At 61.9% G+C, this 17,376-nt stretch carries 15 protein-coding genes and 1 pseudogene; 8 read left to right on the top strand and 8 right to left on the bottom strand.

Annotated elements, in window-relative coordinates; genetic code table 11:
• Positions 1–5 precede the first annotated feature (5 nt).
• Genes AC6H34_RS32645 through AC6H34_RS32635 form a run of 3 tightly spaced genes read right to left on the bottom strand, consistent with a single transcriptional unit; the run spans position 6 to position 3,616 of the window.
• Complete coding sequence (locus tag AC6H34_RS32645; RefSeq protein WP_497541827.1) at positions 6–1,514, bottom strand: sugar ABC transporter ATP-binding protein; 1,509 nt, start codon at positions 1,512–1,514, stop codon at positions 6–8.
• A 2-nt stretch (positions 1,515–1,516) separates the two neighbouring features.
• Entirely contained in the window at positions 1,517–2,560 is a 1,044-nt protein-coding gene (locus AC6H34_RS32640; RefSeq protein WP_497541826.1) for an ABC transporter permease, read from the bottom strand.
• Between the two features lie 54 nt (positions 2,561–2,614).
• The gene (locus AC6H34_RS32635; RefSeq protein ID WP_497541825.1) at positions 2,615–3,616 is read right to left on the bottom strand and encodes a sugar ABC transporter substrate-binding protein; all 1,002 of its coding nucleotides are present in this window, start codon (positions 3,614–3,616) and stop codon (positions 2,615–2,617) included.
• Positions 3,617–4,000: 384 nt separating this feature from the next.
• On the opposite strand from AC6H34_RS32635, the gene AC6H34_RS32630 reads away from it, so the two are divergent.
• On the top strand, positions 4,001–4,807 hold the full coding sequence (locus tag AC6H34_RS32630; protein ID WP_497541824.1) for a FadR/GntR family transcriptional regulator: 807 nt from the start codon (positions 4,001–4,003) through the stop codon (positions 4,805–4,807).
• A 356-nt stretch (positions 4,808–5,163) separates the two neighbouring features.
• On the opposite strand, the gene AC6H34_RS32625 is transcribed toward AC6H34_RS32630, so the two are convergent.
• Together AC6H34_RS32625 and AC6H34_RS32620 are read right to left on the bottom strand one after the other, a co-directional pair.
• Positions 5,164–5,691, bottom strand: a complete 528-nt coding sequence (locus tag AC6H34_RS32625) for a flavodoxin domain-containing protein (protein ID WP_497541823.1) — start codon at positions 5,689–5,691, stop codon at positions 5,164–5,166.
• Between the two features lie 1,067 nt (positions 5,692–6,758).
• The gene (locus AC6H34_RS32620) at positions 6,759–7,661 is read right to left on the bottom strand and encodes a LysR family transcriptional regulator (RefSeq protein ID WP_497541822.1); all 903 of its coding nucleotides are present in this window, start codon (positions 7,659–7,661) and stop codon (positions 6,759–6,761) included.
• 87 nt (positions 7,662–7,748) lie between these two features.
• Here AC6H34_RS32620 and AC6H34_RS32615 point away from each other — a divergent pair, with 87 nt between their 5' ends.
• From AC6H34_RS32615 to AC6H34_RS32585, 7 genes and pseudogenes are all read left to right on the top strand, one after another.
• Positions 7,749–8,732 (top strand): TIGR03571 family LLM class oxidoreductase, encoded by a 984-nt coding sequence (locus tag AC6H34_RS32615; protein WP_497541821.1) that lies wholly within the window; start codon positions 7,749–7,751, stop codon positions 8,730–8,732.
• A gap of 18 nt (positions 8,733–8,750) precedes the next feature.
• Positions 8,751–9,572: an aldo/keto reductase gene (locus AC6H34_RS32610; RefSeq protein WP_497541820.1), complete on the top strand. Its 822-nt coding sequence runs from the start codon at positions 8,751–8,753 to the stop codon at positions 9,570–9,572.
• Between the two features lie 13 nt (positions 9,573–9,585).
• Entirely contained in the window at positions 9,586–10,791 is a 1,206-nt protein-coding gene (locus tag AC6H34_RS32605) for an MFS transporter (protein WP_497541819.1), read from the top strand.
• A gap of 18 nt (positions 10,792–10,809) precedes the next feature.
• A pseudogene (locus tag AC6H34_RS32600) lies at positions 10,810–11,151 on the top strand (MoaF-related domain-containing protein).
• A 619-nt stretch (positions 11,152–11,770) separates the two neighbouring features.
• Positions 11,771–12,367: a TetR/AcrR family transcriptional regulator gene (locus AC6H34_RS32595; RefSeq protein ID WP_497541818.1), complete on the top strand. Its 597-nt coding sequence runs from the start codon at positions 11,771–11,773 to the stop codon at positions 12,365–12,367.
• Between the two features lie 30 nt (positions 12,368–12,397).
• Positions 12,398–13,717 (top strand): glycosyltransferase, encoded by a 1,320-nt coding sequence (locus AC6H34_RS32590; RefSeq protein WP_497541817.1) that lies wholly within the window; start codon positions 12,398–12,400, stop codon positions 13,715–13,717.
• Between the two features lie 220 nt (positions 13,718–13,937).
• Positions 13,938–14,783 carry an arylamine N-acetyltransferase family protein gene (locus AC6H34_RS32585; RefSeq protein ID WP_497541816.1) on the top strand — a complete coding sequence of 282 codons (846 nt, stop codon included), beginning with the start codon at positions 13,938–13,940 and terminating at the stop codon, positions 14,781–14,783.
• A 327-nt stretch (positions 14,784–15,110) separates the two neighbouring features.
• Here the strand turns inward: AC6H34_RS32585 and AC6H34_RS32580 are convergent, their stop codons facing one another.
• The 3 genes from AC6H34_RS32580 to AC6H34_RS32570 are packed head-to-tail and all read right to left on the bottom strand — an operon-like array spanning position 15,111 to position 17,368.
• On the bottom strand, positions 15,111–15,962 hold the full coding sequence (locus tag AC6H34_RS32580) for an alpha/beta fold hydrolase (protein WP_497541815.1): 852 nt from the start codon (positions 15,960–15,962) through the stop codon (positions 15,111–15,113).
• 58 nt (positions 15,963–16,020) lie between these two features.
• Positions 16,021–16,857: an SDR family oxidoreductase gene (locus tag AC6H34_RS32575; RefSeq protein WP_497541814.1), complete on the bottom strand. Its 837-nt coding sequence runs from the start codon at positions 16,855–16,857 to the stop codon at positions 16,021–16,023.
• Positions 16,858–16,888: 31 nt separating this feature from the next.
• Positions 16,889–17,368: a MarR family winged helix-turn-helix transcriptional regulator gene (locus AC6H34_RS32570; RefSeq protein WP_497541813.1), complete on the bottom strand. Its 480-nt coding sequence runs from the start codon at positions 17,366–17,368 to the stop codon at positions 16,889–16,891.
• Between the last annotated feature and the right edge of the window lie 8 nt (positions 17,369–17,376).

Below are 17,376 nucleotides of genomic sequence, written 5' to 3'. Positions count from 1 at the left end.
TCTCCTCAATCCCACAATGCCGCTCGCATCAGCGTCTCGCGCTGATAGGAGGCCCGGTCGAAGAAGCCGCGGATCTCCCCGCGCCCCATCACCATGATGCGGTCGGCCATGCCGATCAGTTCTTCGATCTCAGAGGAGATGAACAGGACGGCGGCTCCCGAGGCCACCAGCTGGTTGATGATCTTGTAGACCTCGTATTTGGCTCCGACGTCGATGCCGCGGGTCGGCTCGTCGAGGATGAAGATCGTGGGGTGCCGCAGAAGCCATTTGCCGATCACCACTTTCTGCTGGTTCCCGCCGGACAACGTCCGCACCGCCGTCCGGTCGAGTGTCGAGGTTTTTACGCGAACGCGCTCGGCCATCTCCTGGGCGATAGGGCCCAACTGCGTCGGGCGCAGGAAATGCAGGAAACGGCTCGATTGCTCGGGCAGCGAGGGCAGCACGATGTTGTCGCGGATCGAGGCTTCCATCATCAGCCCTTCGCCGCGCCTGTCCTCGGTGAGGAAGGCAAGGCCGCGATCCATCGCCTGGCGTGGCGAACGGGCGGGCAGGGGGGAGCCGTCGATGCGGATCTCGCCGCGGGCGTAGGGATCGAGCCCGAAGATGATGCGCGCGAGTTCCGATCGGCCAGATCCCATCAATCCGGAGACGCCGAGCACCTCGCCTGCATGGAGCTCGAAGTTGATGTCCCTGACGATGCCGGGCTGGGAGAGCCCTTGGACGGAGAGAGCGGTGCGGCTGCGATCAGGCCCGGTCTCGCGCTCGGGAAAGAGATGGTCGATGGTGCGGCCGACCATCAGCGTGATCAGGCGCTCGATCGAGAAGGCCGAACGCGGCTCGGCCGCCATCACCTGGCCGTCCCGCAGCACCACGATGTCGTCGCAAAGACGCATCACGTCGCCGAGGATATGGCTGATATAGATGATCGAGATGCCCTGTTGGCGCAGCCTCTCGATGATGCCGAACAGCTTTTCGGATTCATGTGCGGTGAGCGAAGTGGTCGGCTCGTCGAAGATGATCAGCCTGGCGTCGCGGCTCAGCGCCTTGACGATCTCGACGAGCTGGCGCTCGCCCTGCGGCAGGCGGCTCACCGGCGTTCCGGGCGGCACGGCGAGATCGACCAGGGCCAGAGCCGTCTTGGCGCGCTCGCGCATGCCGCGCCGGTCGATGAAGGGCAGGCCGGCGGAGAAGCGGGGGAACTGGTCGAGGAAGATGTTCTCCTCGATGCTGAGATTGGGAAACAGGCTCAGTTCCTGATGGATGAAGGCGATGCCGAGCGCCTGTGCTTCACGGGCGTTCTGGGGAGCGACTTCCTTGCCCGCGAACTCGATGCGACCGCCGTCCTTGCGGTGGATGCCCCCGAGAATGTTCATGGTCGTCGACTTGCCCGAGCCGTTCTCACCCACCAGGCCAAGCACGTGCCCGGCCTGCACGTCGAAGCCGACGTCCCGTAGTACCGGGACGCCGAAGAAGCTCTTGTCGAGATTGTGGATGCTGAGCAGGGTCTCCGCCATCGTCAGCCCCGCGCGATGATCTGGTGGCGGATCGCATCCGTGACGGCCGCGAAGAGAATGACACCACCCTTGATTGCATAGACCGAGGACAGCGATAGGCCGAGAAGCTGCAGCCCGTTGTCGACGACACTGAGGAAGAGCACACCGAAGAACACGCCGACGACCCGGCCCGCACCGCCGAACAGGCTGACGCCGCCGATCACCGCCGAGCCGATGATGTCGAGCAGTATGCGCTGCCCCAGGATGGGCGTTCCGGCTTCCAGCCGTGCCGTATAAATGATGCCGGCGATCGTCGACAGCAGCCCGGAGAGCACGAAGGTCCAGACGATGACGCGGCGGACCGGCACGCCCGACACGGCCGCCGTCCGCGGGCTCAACCCGACGGCGACGATCCAGCGGCCGAACACCGAGCGCGTCAGCAGGAGGTGGCAGGCAACGGCCAGAATGACGGTCAGGATGGCGGCGTAGGGAATGCCGGCGACGCCGCCATAACCCAATGCCAGGAAATTTTCGGGCAGCCCGCCGATGCTGGAGCCGGAGCTGGTATGCAGCGCCGTGAACCAGATCGCCGCGCCGCTGAAGAACATCATGGTGGTCAGCGTCACCAGGAAGGAGGGCATCTCGAAGAAGGCCGTGCATAAGCCGTTGAGCGCCCCGATCGCCAGGCCGGTGAGGAGGATGACCAGGATTGCGACCGGGACCGCCCAGGCGCTGCCAGCGAGATAGCCGTCCTGGCTGGTCATCACCGAAGCGCCGATCACACAGGCCGTTGCCATGATGGAGGTGGCGGAAAGGTCGATCTGCGCCACCATCAGCACCAGCATCAGCCCCATTGCGGCGATGAAGAGGGGAAGAACCTGGAGAGCGATGTCCTCCAGGTTGGAGAGCCCGAGGATCTCCGGCACGAAAGGCCAGAGCGCGAGCACGTAGAGGACGGTCAGTCCGAAGACGAGGTATTCGGAAAAGAGGAGCTTGCGGATGAACCGCAGGGGGGCGGATCCGGTCCCGCCCGCCGGCTTCGTCATGGCGCTGCTGATCTTGGTCAAGGTTCGAACCCGCAATCTTTGTCTGCCGTCCAGCCCTCGCCTCGCGGCCTGGCGCTACTTGTTCTTCTCTTTCCAGACGTGGTAGCCCCACATATCTTCCCGCTTGGCCTCCAGCGTGGCCTGGCTGATGGCGAAACCGGGGTCGATCAGGGTTTTTTCGGGCTGCTTGCCCGCCCAGACATCCTTGAAGGCGTTGTAGGCAAGGTCGACCTCGTAGAAGAGGTTCTGCACGCCGTTGACATCCATGTAGCCGGTGCTGAGCAGGCGATAACCGTTCTGGTCTCCGTCGAAGCCGGCGAAGAGAACGTGGCCTTCCTCCCCGGTCTTGTGCCATTTGCCGGCCGTCTTCAGCACCTGCTCGACAACCGCGTCCTGGGAATCGGAGGGGACAACCAGCATGTTGATGTCGGGATTGGCCTGGATGGCGTTGGTGAGGCCGGCAAAGGCCTTGTCGGTGTTCCATTCCGTCGCGACGCGGGCGACCACCTCGACGATGTCCTTGTTCTGGTCGAAGATGTCCATGGCGCCATCGCGCCGCTGCACCGCATTGTTGTCGCCGAGATCGCCGATCAGCAGGCAGGCCTTGTACTTGCCGCCCTGCTTCTTGGCGATGTTGACCAGGTTCTGCACCGTCAGCTGCATGATCTTGCGATTGTCCGCCTGGATGGCGATGTACTTATTGTCGTTGGGCGCCGGCGGCCGATTGAAGAAGATGATCGGGACATTGGCAGCGTTCGCTGTCCGGATCGCTGGAATTGCAGCGTTGTTGTCGGTAGGGATGAAGACGATGCCGTCGACCTTGCGCTCGATCATCGCCTTGACCTGATCGTTCTGCTTGTTCTGATCGCGGTTGGAGATGCTTTCCAGCGTGGTCCAGCCATTTTCCTTGGCCTTTGCCTTCAGGATCGAGTTGCCGGTGATCCAGAAGTCCGAGTCGAAGGCGTCGAACATGAGGGCGATGGTCTTGCCCCCCTCAGCGTGCGCGAAGCCCGGCAGGGCGGCCGCGGAAGCAGCCCCCAAAAGGCCCAGCGAGAATTCACGTCTGTTGATCGTCATAGGTCTTTTCCTCCTCAAGCGTCGGGCTTCGACGGCCCGATCGTGAATTGACGTCCGACAACCCAGGAGGGTTGCGGTCAGTGCGAGTCCGGAACTGGTCTACGAGCGTGCTGCCAGGCACCAGGGCGCTGGGCGGTCGGTTTCCTCCCAAGGCTCTGATCGCCGCGATTGCGGAACGGCCTTGCACTCGAACGTTATCAGGGCATAAGGTCATCTGACAAGTATAAATCGATGGCACCGGCGAGGGTGTTCGCCAGCTCGATCACCGTTCGCCGCGCCGCAACAGGAATGGGCTTGGACAGCGTCGTGGACGCCGGGCCGAATCTACCTGATCGGTGCTAGGGCCTGTCGTTAGGTATAGGGTGCAGTGAATGCGGGGGCCCCATGTCGACCGAAACCCATTCGAAGATCAGCCTGCTGGGGCGCACTCCGCAATTGCCGTCCCGTGTTGCCAATGTCATCTCGGCCGAAATCGCCGAGGGCCGGCTCAGGCAGGGCGATCGCCTGCCGACCGAACAGGCCTTGGCCGAGCGCTTCGGCGTGAGCCGCAGCGTTATCCGCGAGGCCGTGGCACGCCTGCGCTCGGATGGGCTGGTGCAGTCGCGCCAGGGCGTCGGTGTCTTCGTGGTCGGATCCGAAGAGGCGGGCACCCTTCGCATCGACGCTGATCTTCTCAGCGACAGGACCGTGTTTCAGAATGTCTTCGAGCTGCGCGCGATCCTGGAAATCCGAGCCTCGGGCCTTGCGGCGGCCCGTGCGACGGATGAGCAATTGGCGATGATGACGGAAGCCTTCGAGCGCATGTGCGGCGTCGCGAAATGGGAGGAAGGAGGGGTCACGGCTGACCTTGACTTTCATCGCGCCATAGCAGCGGCCAGCGGTAATTCCTATATCGCGTCGATCGTCGGCATGCTCACCGCCCAGATGCGCCAGAGCATCATGTTCATGCGCCAGAACATCATCGACCCTGCAAAGCATCTCACTGCGATGAACATCGCCGAGCATGCTGCAATCCACGACGCTATCTTGCAGCGAAACCCCCAGGAAGCGCGCGCCGCGATGCGCGCCCACATTACCGCGGCTGCCGAACGGCTGGGATATCCTTTGCACGATGAGGTGCTTCGGTCTGAGGACTTCGCGGTCAGGGGTGAGAGCATCGGCGAGGCATCGACCAAGTCTGGATTGCCTTAACCAACCGCGATAAGCGAAGCGGAAGGGCCGGACCAAGTGGCTCAATGTCGGATATACGCTTCGGCAACGTCAGCAGAAGCCTTACCGCTCGAATTGGAAGATGACGATGTGGATTTGGCCCGTCACCATTTCGTTCAGTGCAAATTGAAGCGCCCAAGTCCCGCCGCCGTCAGGGCGCACTTTCAGACACGCGTTCTGATATGCCGCGGCTCCGTGCGGAAATCCAACCTTTCATACCCTGCGGCCTCGAAGCGCATTCTCGTACTCACGGCCATGCCGCTCCGGTCAGCGCTTAGGCGATCACGTCATGACGCCGGCGATGTATCATGTCGTAGAAACCAAAGCCGAGGCCCGCGCTATACGGTCTTTAGGAACGCGTCGACCGCCTCTGCCAATGCCTTCCAATCTGTGAATTCATAGTCACGTTCTACATTGATGATGTTGTGATCCTTGAGGACGACATACTCGAGGATTTGCTGTTGGTAGTAGTCGTACTCGCCGCTTCGCAAGGCACCGGCAACAGCAAGACTTCTGTCGGGCTTCCATCCACTGTTCTTCGTGAAGCTAGCTATATAACGCTCCGCATCCTTGCGGCTATCCTCAAACGCCGCGGCGAGGCTGATCGAAAGAAACATCGTCGGTCTAGCGGCCAGTAGGCTTCTAGAAGAGGCGACAAACGTTTCAATGTCCTCTTGATGCTTCTCCTGATGCACCGAGGCAGCAATGATGACAGCCTCGAAGTCTCCAGCCTGAAGGTTCCTGGGCCTTCTTGCAATATCTTCCAGACGAACGTCATGGCCCGACTCACGCACTTGAGCAGCGATCCGCGACGCGATCTTTCGGGTCTGCCCCTCGGTCGATGCATAGGCGATCAACGTTTTCATGTTAGGCCTCGAGATGGTGCCGATGATCTCTGGCGTCCTCGTCCATCATTCCCTGTGCCATGCACTGCGGATAGCGGCAACGGAACGACTCAACGTCCAATTGAGTCTCTTGGGACCAAATGTCTTCAAATCGGCGCGAACATAGGAGCTTGTGGCGACCAATATCATCGATGCTTCAACCGCCCGACTTTTCATTGTCACCACCTTGCCTCTCTGCTTACGAAGATCGCAATGTTCGGCCTGAATCCTCGTTGCGATTCCAATGAATATTGGCCTTGTGCCCACGAGTTGTGCATTGATGTAAATCAACGAGATGCTCAAGCTGGGCGAGCGCGCGTCAAAGGCGTCCCTGTGCGCGGGGGGACGGCAACGGCGCGATTAATCACCCTGCGAACAGGTGACGGGAAGCGGCACCACGGCGCGACTGACGTTCCTCCCGAACCCATGAGTCTACAAGCTGCCTTGCGTTTCGAGCCCATCGCAGAAAGAGAGCGCACTGTCGTCGGGCTGGGGTGAAAGCGGCACAGAGGTGCAGTAGCCGCGCGCCGGCAGCAAAGGATCCGTGAACGGTGCAACCAGCCGGCCAGTTCCCAGGTCTTCTGCCACTAACGCAGTCGGACCCATCGCGATCCCAACCCCGTCCAGCGCCGCCTGCTACGCAAGATAACTGTGATCGAGCACGAGATCAGCGCCTGCCTCCAAGGCAGCGGCGCCTGCCTTGCCAAGCAGTCTTGCCACAGCTTCGGCAAGCTGAGCGTGTGCAACAGTGTGTGACGTCCAAGATCGGCGATCTCGCGCAGGGGAATCCGCTCCAGCAGAGCGGGGCCGCAGACAGGCAATCAAACTTCGGCCAGGAAGGGTCGCACCTGATAGTCATGGAGAGCATCCGGGCCACCCCGGATGATGGCGTCAGCGCGCTACGGCGCGTTGGTCTTCAAGTCCTCTCTTGCCTGTCGCGCGATGGACCAAATCTCGCGCAGCCTGCTTCACAAAAGGCTCGGCCGTCTCCAGCGGATTGTTGATCGCGATGATTTCACAAGACGCAGGCAGGCCTCCTACGTCATCGGCTATTGGCCGAGAAACGCCTGTAGTGGCGGCACAACGAAATCGAGGAACACGCGCACACGCTGGGGAAGACGAGCACCGCCAAGATAGACGGCATGAATCTCTTCCTCGTCACCCTCGATGACGTCAGATAGCACCTCGATGAGGTGACCGGAGGCGAGGTCGGCCCGTGCATGATAGTCCCCCAGCCGCGCGAGCCCGACGCCCGCAACCGCCATGCGCCGAACCGTCTCGCCATTGTTTGCTAGCAGAGAGCCATTGACGGCGCGATCGACGATCCGCCCGCTCTCCTTGAGCGGCCAGACCGGCGCGGCGCGACGAAAGTTGAAGCCGAGGCAGTTGTGCCGGGCGAGATCCTCGGCGGAACGCGGGATGCCGTGGCGTTCGAGGTATGCGGGCGATGCGACGATCTTGCGGCGCGCGACACCGATGCGGCGGGCCATCATCCCGGAGTCGGCAAGCCGCCCGACACGAAACGCGACATCGGTGCGGTCGAGATAGAGATCGACGATCTCGTCGGAGAGTGAAAGGTCGACGACTATATTCGGATAGGCCCGCCAGAAGGCCGGCAATTGCGGCTCCACCGCGAGGACGCCGAAGGCGACGGAGGCGTTGACCCGCACGATGCCACCCGTGCTTGCAGCGCCCTGCGACAGTTCGCGCTCCACCTCGTCGAGTTCACCGAGCAACGCCTGGCTGCGCTCATAATAGAGCTGCCCCTCGGCCGTGAGCGACAGGCGTCGGGTCGATCGCTCCAGCAGGCGGACCCCTAACCGCTCCTCGATCCGCGCGACGAGCTTGCTCACGGTGGAAGGGGTCATGAGCAAGAGCCGGGCCGCTTCAGAGAAATTGCCCGCCTCGACCACGCGCACGAACACTTGCATTTCGCCGGCACGATTGTCCAAGGGATGATCCGTCTTTGATTTCGTTTCACAGATACTGTGGAGCGCCGACGAATTATCAAGTCCCCCGGACTGGCTTATCTCTTCGACATGTCAAAGAATTCAGCCCTCGATCTGATCCAGAAGCCGGATCGCCTCACGCTCGGCATCGAATTGCCGCTCGACAATGATTGGTCGCCCGCCGGCGAAGCCCGGCGAGTGGCAGCGGGACGCCCCCGCGGTGTTCCCGACCTGACGGCACAGGCAGACCTCGTTCACAAGGCCGACGCGCTTGGCTTTGCTGCCGTGTGGATGCGCGACGTGCCAGTGTTCGATACCGTCAATATGGGCGATGCCGGCTCGATCTACGACGTCTTCACCCTGCTGGGCTATTTTGCTGGTTTAACATCCCGCGTCGCGCTGGGCACGGCCGCCGTCGTGCTGCCGATCCGCCATCCGCTGATGACGGCGAAGGCAGCGGCGTCGGTCGACGTCCTATCGGGCGGCCGACTGATCCTGGGTGTCGCTTCTGGCGATCGGCCGGTGGAATATCCGCTGCTCGGTCTCGATTTCGAGACGCGCGGCGAAGCCTTCCGCGATGCGGTCACCTATCTCAGGGCAGCGTGGCAGCCGGGCGGCCTGCCGGTCAACGGCGAGCGCGTCCCGAACCTTGACCTACTGCCGCGCCCGGCACAGCGGACCATTCCCATGGTGGTGGGCGGACAGGCGCGCCAGGATGATGCGTGGCTCGCGGCCAATATGGATGGGCGCTTCGTCTATCCCGGCAGCATCGAGAGCATGGCGGCGCAAGCCGCACGCTGGCGTCAAGCCACATCCGGCCATGGCGCCTTCGTGAGCGCCTTTCATCTCGACCTCCTGGACGACGCCAATGCCCCGGCCCAGCCGGTGCGCTTTGGCGCTCGCGTCGGGCGCAAGGGGCTCATCGCGCATCTCGATGCCCTCCATGGGGCCGGCGTCGATCACCTCGCCATCAATTTGCGGCAGTCGGGTCGTCCGCCAGCCGAGATCATCGAAGAACTGGCGTCGGATGTCATTCCGGCGCTCGTCACCAAACCCAGGGCGCGAGCCGCCTGAACATCAGGGACTGATACAATGGATATCGTAAAGGCGCATGGAGCGCAGATCCCGGCGCTCGGCTTCGGCGTGTTCCGCATGTCGGACGCCGAGGTAGAGGCGGTCGTACCCGCGGCACTCGAGACCGGTTTCCGTCATTTCGACACCGCGCAGATCTACGGCAACGAAGCGGCTTTGGGTCGTGCACTCGCCGCCGCCGGCGCGCGCCGGGAAGATCTGTTCCTCACCACCAAGGTATGGGTCGATAACTACAGCGAGGACAAATTCGCTGCTTCTGTGGACGAGAGCCTCGACAAGCTGAAGGTCGAGCAGGTCGATCTGCTTTTGCTGCACTGGCCGGCCGACAGGGTCGCGATCGCCGACCAGGTGGCGATGCTGAATGCGGTTCAGGCTGCCGGCAAGACCCGCTACGTCGGCGTCAGCAACCAGAACGTCGAACAGATGAAGGAATCGATCGCCCTCAGCAAGGCGCCGATCGTCACCAACCAGATCGAGGTCCACCCCTATCTTGACCAGACCGCCGTCACTACAGCGGCCAAGTCGGGCGGCGTCGCCATCACCGCCTATTTCGGCATGGCCGATGGCGCGGTGCCGCGCGATCCGGTGCTGCAGAAGATCGGTTCCCAATACGGCAAGAGCGCAGCGCAGGCCGGGCTGCGCTGGTTGATCCAGCAGGGCTGCATAGCGCTGTCCAAGACCGCCAAGCCGGAGCGCGTCGCCGAGAACTTTGCGATCTTCGATTTCGCGCTGAGCGATGCAGACATGGCAGCGATCTCCAGGCTCGCACGGCCCGATGGCCGTCTGGTCAGCCCGCCCGGCCTCGCGCCGGCCTGGGACTGAGGAGGAACGTGCGATGAACGGATCTGTCTCCCATGCTCGGGCAAGCGACGATGCGAAGCAGTTCAACTGGCCGCTGCTTGCCCTTGCCGTCGGCGCCTTCGGCATCGGTACCACGGAGTTCACCCCGATGGGGCTGCTTCCGGTCATCGCACAGGGGGTGGACGTTTCCATCCCCTCCGCTGGCCTCCTCATCAGCGCCTACGCCATCGGCGTGATGGTCGGCGCGCCTGTCATGACGCTTGCGTTCAGCCGGTTCGGCAAGCGTACCGCGCTGATGTTGCTGATGGCGATCTTCACCATCGGCAACCTGCTCTCGGCACTGGCACCGGGCTATACGACGCTGCTGCTGGCCCGTCTCGTTACCAGCCTCAACCACGGCGCTTTCTTCGGCCTCGGTTCCATCGTTGCAGCGAGCGTGGTGCCAAGGGAGAAACAGGCGAGCGCTGTCGCCACCATGTTCATGGGACTGACAATCGCCAATATCGGCGGTGTGCCGGCAGCCACCTGGATAGGCCAGCAAGTAGGCTGGCGCATGGCCTTCACGGGGACGGCGGTTCTCGGCGTCATTGCGATCACGTCCCTGTGGCTGGCTCTGCCGAAGGGCGAAACCGGTAAGATTCCCGATGTGCGTCGCGAGCTAGGCGTCCTTACCCACCCCACCGTCCTGCTGGCGATGGCGACGACCGTCATGGGCGCAGGGGCCATGTTCACGCTCTACACCTTTGTCGCACCGGTGCTCGCGGACCTGACAGGAGCCTCCGACACATTCGTGACCCTTGGCCTCGTGCTGATTGGTGTCGGCTTCACCATCGGCAATGGCCTGGGCGGCAAGCTCGCCGACTGGTCGCTCGATGGCGCGACCAAGATCTTCCTGGCGGCACTGGCAATCATCATGGTGCTGCTGCCGCTGGTACTCACAAGCCATGTCGGTGCAGCGATCGGCCTTCTGCTCTGGGGGGCGGCGACCTTCGCCATCGTGCCGCCTGTACAGATGCGCGTGATGCAGGCGGCGGCGGAAGCGCCCGGCCTCGCCTCGTCGATCAATGTCGGTGCCTTCAATCTCGGCAACGCGCTGGGTGCGGCCGTCGGCGGCGGTGTCATCAGCCTCGGCCTCGGCTACGCGGCGGTTCCGGTGGCGGGTGGTGTCCTCGCCGCGGCAGGCCTGCTGCTGGTCATGCTCGGCCAAGCGCGCGTGGCGCCTGAGCGGTGCGAAGCCTGAAATCCCGGAGAAACACATATGAGCACCACACCCTTCCCCATGGCCGGACAGCGTTTCGAGGTCGCCTGAGGAGATCTCGTCGCTACCAACGCCTACGCACAGGATGGCCGCACGCTGACCTACGAAATCACCGAGGGCGCGCTCTCGGGCAATACTGCGACGGTCAGCTTCGAGTGGCGCCATCTGTTCGGGCGCTCCTACGTGATCTCCTGGCAGGAGGCCGACGGTTCGACAGTCGTGCACATCGATGACTTCGAAACCGGCTGTTCGCTCGCCTTCTTCACGACGCCGGACGGGCAGTTTTTCCGTCTGGAAGGCAACCTGCGCCCGCTCGAAGATCTCGCGCACCTCACTGCATGATCATTTCATCCGGCCCAGCTCCAGAGTTGAGCCGGACGCAGCTTCGTAAAGCACGTTGGTTTCGCGGCCACGACCACGACCACGACCACGAGAATACTCCACTTGTCGCCGACCTTGTCGAGGATGTCCCGCACGAGGCATCGGGTCGTGCGCTCAGTCCCTTCGCGTTGTGCGAAACCACGACATTTGTCGAGTTCGATGGTTCGCAAGCGGAATTGAAACGGCGGCACTAGAGCAAAGCGCGTCTAGGTAGAAACGCCGCTTTTCTCTAACTCTTTGTTTTTCGACGCGTCTTTGCGTTTTGCCGATTCCGTCAAAACACAAAACGCTCTAGCTATCGAGAAGCGGACCACCGATAAACACCCTTCGAAGGAGCGCTCCGAGAGGATTCCGACATCACGGAATCCCTCGATAAAGCCACCTCTAGAATCGCATCAATTCATTGATTTTACGATGTAATGCTGACTTGGGCTGTTAGGGCGCGTGTCTGGGGGAACTGTTCTTGTTTTCCCGCGACACAGCAGACCGACCCGACTTTGCAGCTCCGTGTATTGTTGGCCGTGTTGACATCTCTCCTATTTCGCGTTACATATTGTAACATGGAATTAGGAGCAACGCTATGTCCCCGCGAGCCTATCGCCAGTCGGCCCGCGCCAACGCGGTCCAGGATACCGAACGGCAGATCGTCGACGCCTTGATCGCGCTCCTGGCAGAGCGCTGGTTCGACGAAATCACTCTCGACGACATCGCCGCAGCGGCCGGCACCACCCGCCAAACCGTGATACGGCGTTTCGGCAGCAAGACCGGCGTGCTCAGCGCCATGGCGGCCCAGATGGATGTCTCGATCCGAGCCCAGCGTTGGAGCGCGCCCGCAGAGAGCGTGGCCGGCATCGTCGCTCTTCTGATGGACGATTATGAACGCACTGGCGACATCCTCGTGCGGACGCTCGGGCAGGAAGCGCGTATTCCCGAATTCGCCGCCGTCCTCGATCGCGGTCGCGAAGGTCATCGCGAATGGATCGAGGACATGTTCAGGGCCTGGCTCGATAAGCTCGATGGCCAGGCCCGCGGGGACCGGCTCGCGCAACTGCTGGCCCAGACTGATGTTTGGATCTGGCATCTGCTGCGTCGGGCACAAGGGCATTCGGCAGCGCAGACACACCGGCTCATGACGCAGGCGATCGAGCGCCTGCTGCGTGAGGATGGAACGAACTGATCCAGTCTCCGTCGAGAAAGGACCAAGGCAATGACAAAGACGACAGATGCGGCCGCGCATCTGCGCATCCTGGTGGTTGGCTGGGAAGGCGGCGGCAACGTTCCGCCGACGCTCGCAGCGGTACGCGCCCTCGCTGGCCGGGGCCACGATGTGCGCCTTATCGCCGACGACACGATGGGAGCGGAGGCGATCGAGGCGGGAGCTCGATTCCTGCCATGGAAGCGCGCGCCGAACCGTCCGGATCGCTCATTCGAAAGCTGCTTCGTGCGTGATTGGGAAACCGCCGATCCCATGGCCGGCTTCCAAAGATGGTGCGAACGGATCTTCATCGGATCAGCGCAATCCTATGCCGAGGATATTCTCGAAGCACTGGCAACGGAGCCGTCCGATATCCTTCTTGGCTCGGATCTTCTGTTCGGCAGCATGCTCGCGGGCGAAATTGCCAAGATTCCGACCGCTCTGCTCGCAAGCAACATCTCGCTCTGGCCTCTCCCCGGACATCCGCCGTTCGGTCCGGGCTTTCAGCCTGCCCGATCGGCGGCGGACAGAGCACGCGACGCCGAGGTTTCGGCAATGGTCGAGCAAGGATGGGATGGCTTCCTGTCTCGCCTCAACGCCGCTCGAGCTCATTTCGGCGTCGCGCCGCTGGCCCATGTCCATGAACAGCACTTGAGCGCCGGCCGCCATCTCCTTGCCACCAGCAGCAGCTTCGATTTTCCCACAGAGCGCCTGCCGGACCATGTGCGCTATGTGGGGCCGCTTCTGGAGATGCCCAGTTGGGCCCGTGAACGCTGGGCGTGCCGGCCGGCGCGCGAGATGCGGCCACTCGTGCTCGTATCGTTCAGCACCACCAATCAGGGGCAGGCCGACGTACTGCAGCGGGTGATATCCGGCTTGGACAGGGAGCAGGTCGAGGTGGTCGTCACACTCGGCAAAGCGCTCGAGGGACTTCGTCTTCAATCATCGGCGAATGTCACAATTCTTCCCAGTGCAGCCCATGATGACATCCTGCCCAAAGCCCGCGCCGTCGTCACCCATGGCGGGCACGGCACGATCATGCGATCGCTGCGCCACGGCGTCCCCCTCGTCATTCTCCCGATGGGGCGTGATCAGAACGACAATGCCGCGCGTGTGGACTATCACGGTGCAGGCCTGCGCCTCGATCCTTCAGTACTCCCGCAAATGCTCGGCGAGGCCGTGCGACGCGTCCTGTCCGAGCCCAGCTTTGCCGATCGGGCGTTGGCACTTGGGCGTGCTATCGCGGAGGAAGGACCGGGGCCTGCGAGGCTCGTCGCAGAAATCGAGGACTTCGCGCTGACGTCTTCACGAAGAACGCTTTCCGCCGCGTGACCGGTAACCGCTGATCGCGGCGGCAACACCGCACGGCGCCACGTCGAACCCCTCCCGCACTGCCCAGCGCCGTTGCCTCCCGCACCGGCGAACGGAGAAGCCTTATGCCAGCTCGCCCATAGGCGACTACCCGATCACACTCGCGCCGCCTGCTCCGGCTACGCCTCCCGAAACACGGCATAGAAAACCAAAAAGCGGTTTATCGAAAGGAAACCGAAGGATGACACACGTCTCTTCAAGCGAAAATGGAATGACCCTGACGCCTGGCCAACTGGACGCCTATCTCGCAAGGATCGGGGTCAGCCCGCCGGCTTCTCTCGATGTCGACAGCCTGTCGAGACTTCACCGAGCCCATCTCATGGCCTTCACCTGGGAGGCGCTGGATGCTTTCATGGGATGGCCGTCCTCGATCGTTCCGGCCGTCGCCTTCACAAAAATGGTGGAAGGCAAGCGCGGCGGCTGGTGCTACGAGATGAACGGACTGTTCGGCGCGGCGCTCGCCGCGCTCGGTTTTCGCGTGACCCGCCTGTGCGGCGGCGTCAACCGCGCAATATTGGGCGATGTGGCCATCGGCAACCATCTCACACTGCGTGTCGATCTCGACCGGCCGTACCTCGCCGAGGTCGGCCTGGCGGACGCCATCGTTGAACCTGTACCGCTTGCCGCCGGGTCGATCCGCCAACGCGGCTTCGATTTTTCGATCCTGCCAACGACCGACGGCTGGCTGCGCTTCAATAACCATGCGAATGGCCTCGCGCACAGCTTCGATTTCCGGCCCGATCACAGCGACGAGGCCGCCATAGCTGCCACGCTTGGCTGGCTGACGCAGGATCCCGCCTCGCCGTTCACAAACGCTCTGGCGATCCTGCGGCATACTGGGGATGGCTATGTGGCCCTGAAGAACGATTGCCTGCGCCGCGTGACGTCAGACAGCGTCAGCGAACAATACATCACGAGCGCGGACCATCTCGCGGACACGTTCAATACGATTTTCGACCTCGACATTCCCAGGTCCGGACATGTCTGGGAGAAAATCAAGGCACTCGGCCACGAAGAAGCCATCTGAACAGGCCTCCCTTCGGGATACGTCGCAGCGTCGACGCGGGTCGACATAGCGGTGTTGCGGTGATCGGCATGCCCCCGTCATCGTCGTTGAAGCACGGCCGGAAGAGAATCGGTGTTGGAACAGGGGGCGAGTTTCAGATTCGCGCTAGCAAGATAAAGATCATGCAGTTGATCCAGCGATGAAGCTCGCCCACGGCTATACCGATCCCAGACGAAGCTATCTTCGTCCAATCCGCCGACGCGACATCCAAAATCTCGATCTATTGATTGGATTGAGAGAATCAAATTTCGAACGCTTCGTCTACGCCTATCTGCACTCGAGTCATTTTCAGAAATCATCGTGATCCAAGAAGCGGTTCGCGTGCTGTACGAAGAGATCGGCATACTCGAACAATGCACCGTGCCCGGACTCCGGATAGAGCACAAGTTGCGCCCTCGGAATAGCGTTGAACAGGATGATGGAGTTGACGGTTGGCACCATGATGTCGTCATTGCCATTCACCACCAGCGCCGGATGCTTGATTTCGCGCAGCCGTGACAAGTAGCCGGAATGCGCTTCCGAACGCCCCCACTCGCCGATTGCTTCACTCTGCGCCTGCATTGTTTGCAGGGACGATCCCGGATCGAGATCAATCTTTCGGTCCGCTGTACGCGCGAGAAACTGATGGGCTGCGCTCTGGCCCTTTTCAGACTGTGAGAAAAACAGGTATGCGCGAGCCGCGCTGGTATCGCCGCTGCTGAGTGCCTTGACTACATCCTCTCTGGGCTGCTGCATTCCTTCGCCGCCGCGTGGGCCGGTGCCTACGAGCAATACTTTCCGGACGTCATCGGGGTAGCTCAGCACCAGCTCCTGGGCGACAAAGCCGCCTATCGAGAAGCCCAGGACATCAACCTGCGTTAAGTTCAATGCTTGAACAAAGGCGTGGACATCGGCTGCCATGTTGTCAAAACGATTTGGCGTCTCGCCAGACGAAAGACCTACACCACGGTTATCGAACAGGATGACTTCGCGCGTCTTGGCCAAGCCATCGGTAAGTCGCGGATCCCACCAATCCATGGTGCCGATGAAATGCTGTAACAATAGCAGTGGAGACCCTTGGGGTTTGCCAAAGCGTCGGTAAGCGTAGCGCACGCCGTCAATCTCGACGAACTGATTGCGTGCAGTATTGTGTGTAGTCATGATGCCGGTCCTTTGATGTCTGACGAAGTATCCGAGAGAGGCGCCACCGTTGATCCAGCTAGGCGTCTACATCTGTTGAATAAGCCAAGGCCTTCTGGCCTTCGAGAGCGGCCAGCCGTTCAGTCAAAGCTGTATGGACGAGTGCGTAGGCGTCGCTTCCGAGCGTGAGCCTTCTGGGTGCAGGGGTCTGCTCCGCTGAGGCGATAATCGCCGAGGCGACCTTGCGAGGATCTCCCGGGAACATGGCGAGGCCAGCCGATGCGACAAGGCGACGGAAGTCCCCGACCGGCGTCTGGTCGTAGACGTCGAGGATCTGTCCGGCATCAGCACTGGACGAAGCGAAGTTCGTGCGCGAAGCGCCTGGTTCAACCAGGGTTACCTCGATGCCGAACGGTGCGATCTCCGGTATGGTGCCTTCGAAGAAGCCCTCAATGCCCCATTTGGTGGCGGCATAGACACCCATCGTCGGATAGGCCGACTGCCCCACCGAAGATGAGATCTGGATAATCCGGCCGCCCCCTTGCTGGCGCAAATGAGGGATCACTGCTCGAGCAGTCGAAATCGAGCCGACAAGGTTCGTATTGATCTGGCGTTCGATCTGTACGTCGGCAACCTCCTCAGCGGCGCCGAACAGGGCATAGCCGGCGTTGCTTACCACGACGTCGATCCGCTTGAACTCTGCAAAGGCTTTGCCGACGACGTCGCGGACAGCGGAACTGTCTGTCACATCGAGGAGGCCTACCCAAAGACGCTCTCCATATTTCGCGGCGAGATCGTGCAGAGCGTCGGGCTTGCGAACAGTGGCGGCGACGCGATCTCCGCGTTCGAGCAGAAGTTCCGTCAACTGCCGCCCAAAGCCACTGCTTGCGCCGGTGATGAACCATGTCCTTGCCATGATAATAGTCCTTTCAGATTTCTGGATCGGCTCAATCGGCTGGATGTTCGGCTCGGTCTGGCGTCGTTGACTTGCCGTCGTCGAGTTTCATTTCCGTGAGTCTCTGCCGCATCTCGCTTGTGCTGTTGGCGCCATTCAATTCCTCGAACTGCTTTTGTGCCTCCCGCCAAAGCGGAGCAGCTTTCTCATGCAGACGGTGACCCGCTTCTGTCAGCCTGATCAGGCGGCTTCGGCCATCGGTGGGCGACGCCTCGATCGCGACGAAGCCGTCACGCTCCAGAAATCCGACCATTTTTCCCATGGCCGTTCGCTCGATATCGAGCCGCTCGGCAAGAGCGTTGACGGCGACGCATTCCACCTCGCTCAAAGCGGCCAGCGTCAGGAATTGCGTGATGCGCAGACCGGCGGGCTCAAGATGCGAGTCGTAGAAGCGCGTAATCCGGCGCGCCGCCTTTCTCGTTGCGAAGCAGGCGCATTGGTCAATTCCGAGAGATTGATTGAGTGGCGACATCTGATCGT

The organism is Labrys sp. ALF-8, assembly GCF_059699065.1.
The sequence above is the reverse complement of the archived record's forward strand: the minus strand, read 5'-3'. Positions and strand labels throughout refer to the sequence as shown.

Excerpts from the sequence above, each read along its gene's own strand:
- AC6H34_RS32645 (WP_497541827.1), bottom strand. The coding sequence starts at position 1,514 with ATGGCGGAGACCCTGCTCAGCATCCACAATCTCGACAAGAGCTTCTTC.
- AC6H34_RS32635 (WP_497541825.1), bottom strand. The coding sequence starts at position 3,616 with ATGACGATCAACAGACGTGAATTCTCGCTGGGCCTTTTGGGGGCTGCT.
- AC6H34_RS32630 (WP_497541824.1), top strand. The coding sequence starts at position 4,001 with ATGTCGACCGAAACCCATTCGAAGATCAGCCTGCTGGGGCGCACTCCG.
- AC6H34_RS32625 (WP_497541823.1), bottom strand. The coding sequence starts at position 5,691 with ATGAAAACGTTGATCGCCTATGCATCGACCGAGGGGCAGACCCGAAAG.
- AC6H34_RS32615 (WP_497541821.1), top strand. The coding sequence starts at position 7,749 with ATGTCAAAGAATTCAGCCCTCGATCTGATCCAGAAGCCGGATCGCCTC.
- AC6H34_RS32610 (WP_497541820.1), top strand. The coding sequence starts at position 8,751 with ATGGATATCGTAAAGGCGCATGGAGCGCAGATCCCGGCGCTCGGCTTC.
- AC6H34_RS32605 (WP_497541819.1), top strand. The coding sequence starts at position 9,586 with ATGAACGGATCTGTCTCCCATGCTCGGGCAAGCGACGATGCGAAGCAG.
- AC6H34_RS32595 (WP_497541818.1), top strand. The coding sequence starts at position 11,771 with ATGTCCCCGCGAGCCTATCGCCAGTCGGCCCGCGCCAACGCGGTCCAG.
- AC6H34_RS32590 (WP_497541817.1), top strand. The coding sequence starts at position 12,398 with ATGACAAAGACGACAGATGCGGCCGCGCATCTGCGCATCCTGGTGGTT.
- AC6H34_RS32585 (WP_497541816.1), top strand. The coding sequence starts at position 13,938 with ATGACACACGTCTCTTCAAGCGAAAATGGAATGACCCTGACGCCTGGC.
- AC6H34_RS32580 (WP_497541815.1), bottom strand. The coding sequence starts at position 15,962 with ATGACTACACACAATACTGCACGCAATCAGTTCGTCGAGATTGACGGC.
- AC6H34_RS32575 (WP_497541814.1), bottom strand. The coding sequence starts at position 16,857 with ATGGCAAGGACATGGTTCATCACCGGCGCAAGCAGTGGCTTTGGGCGG.
- AC6H34_RS32570 (WP_497541813.1), bottom strand. The coding sequence starts at position 17,368 with ATGTCGCCACTCAATCAATCTCTCGGAATTGACCAATGCGCCTGCTTC.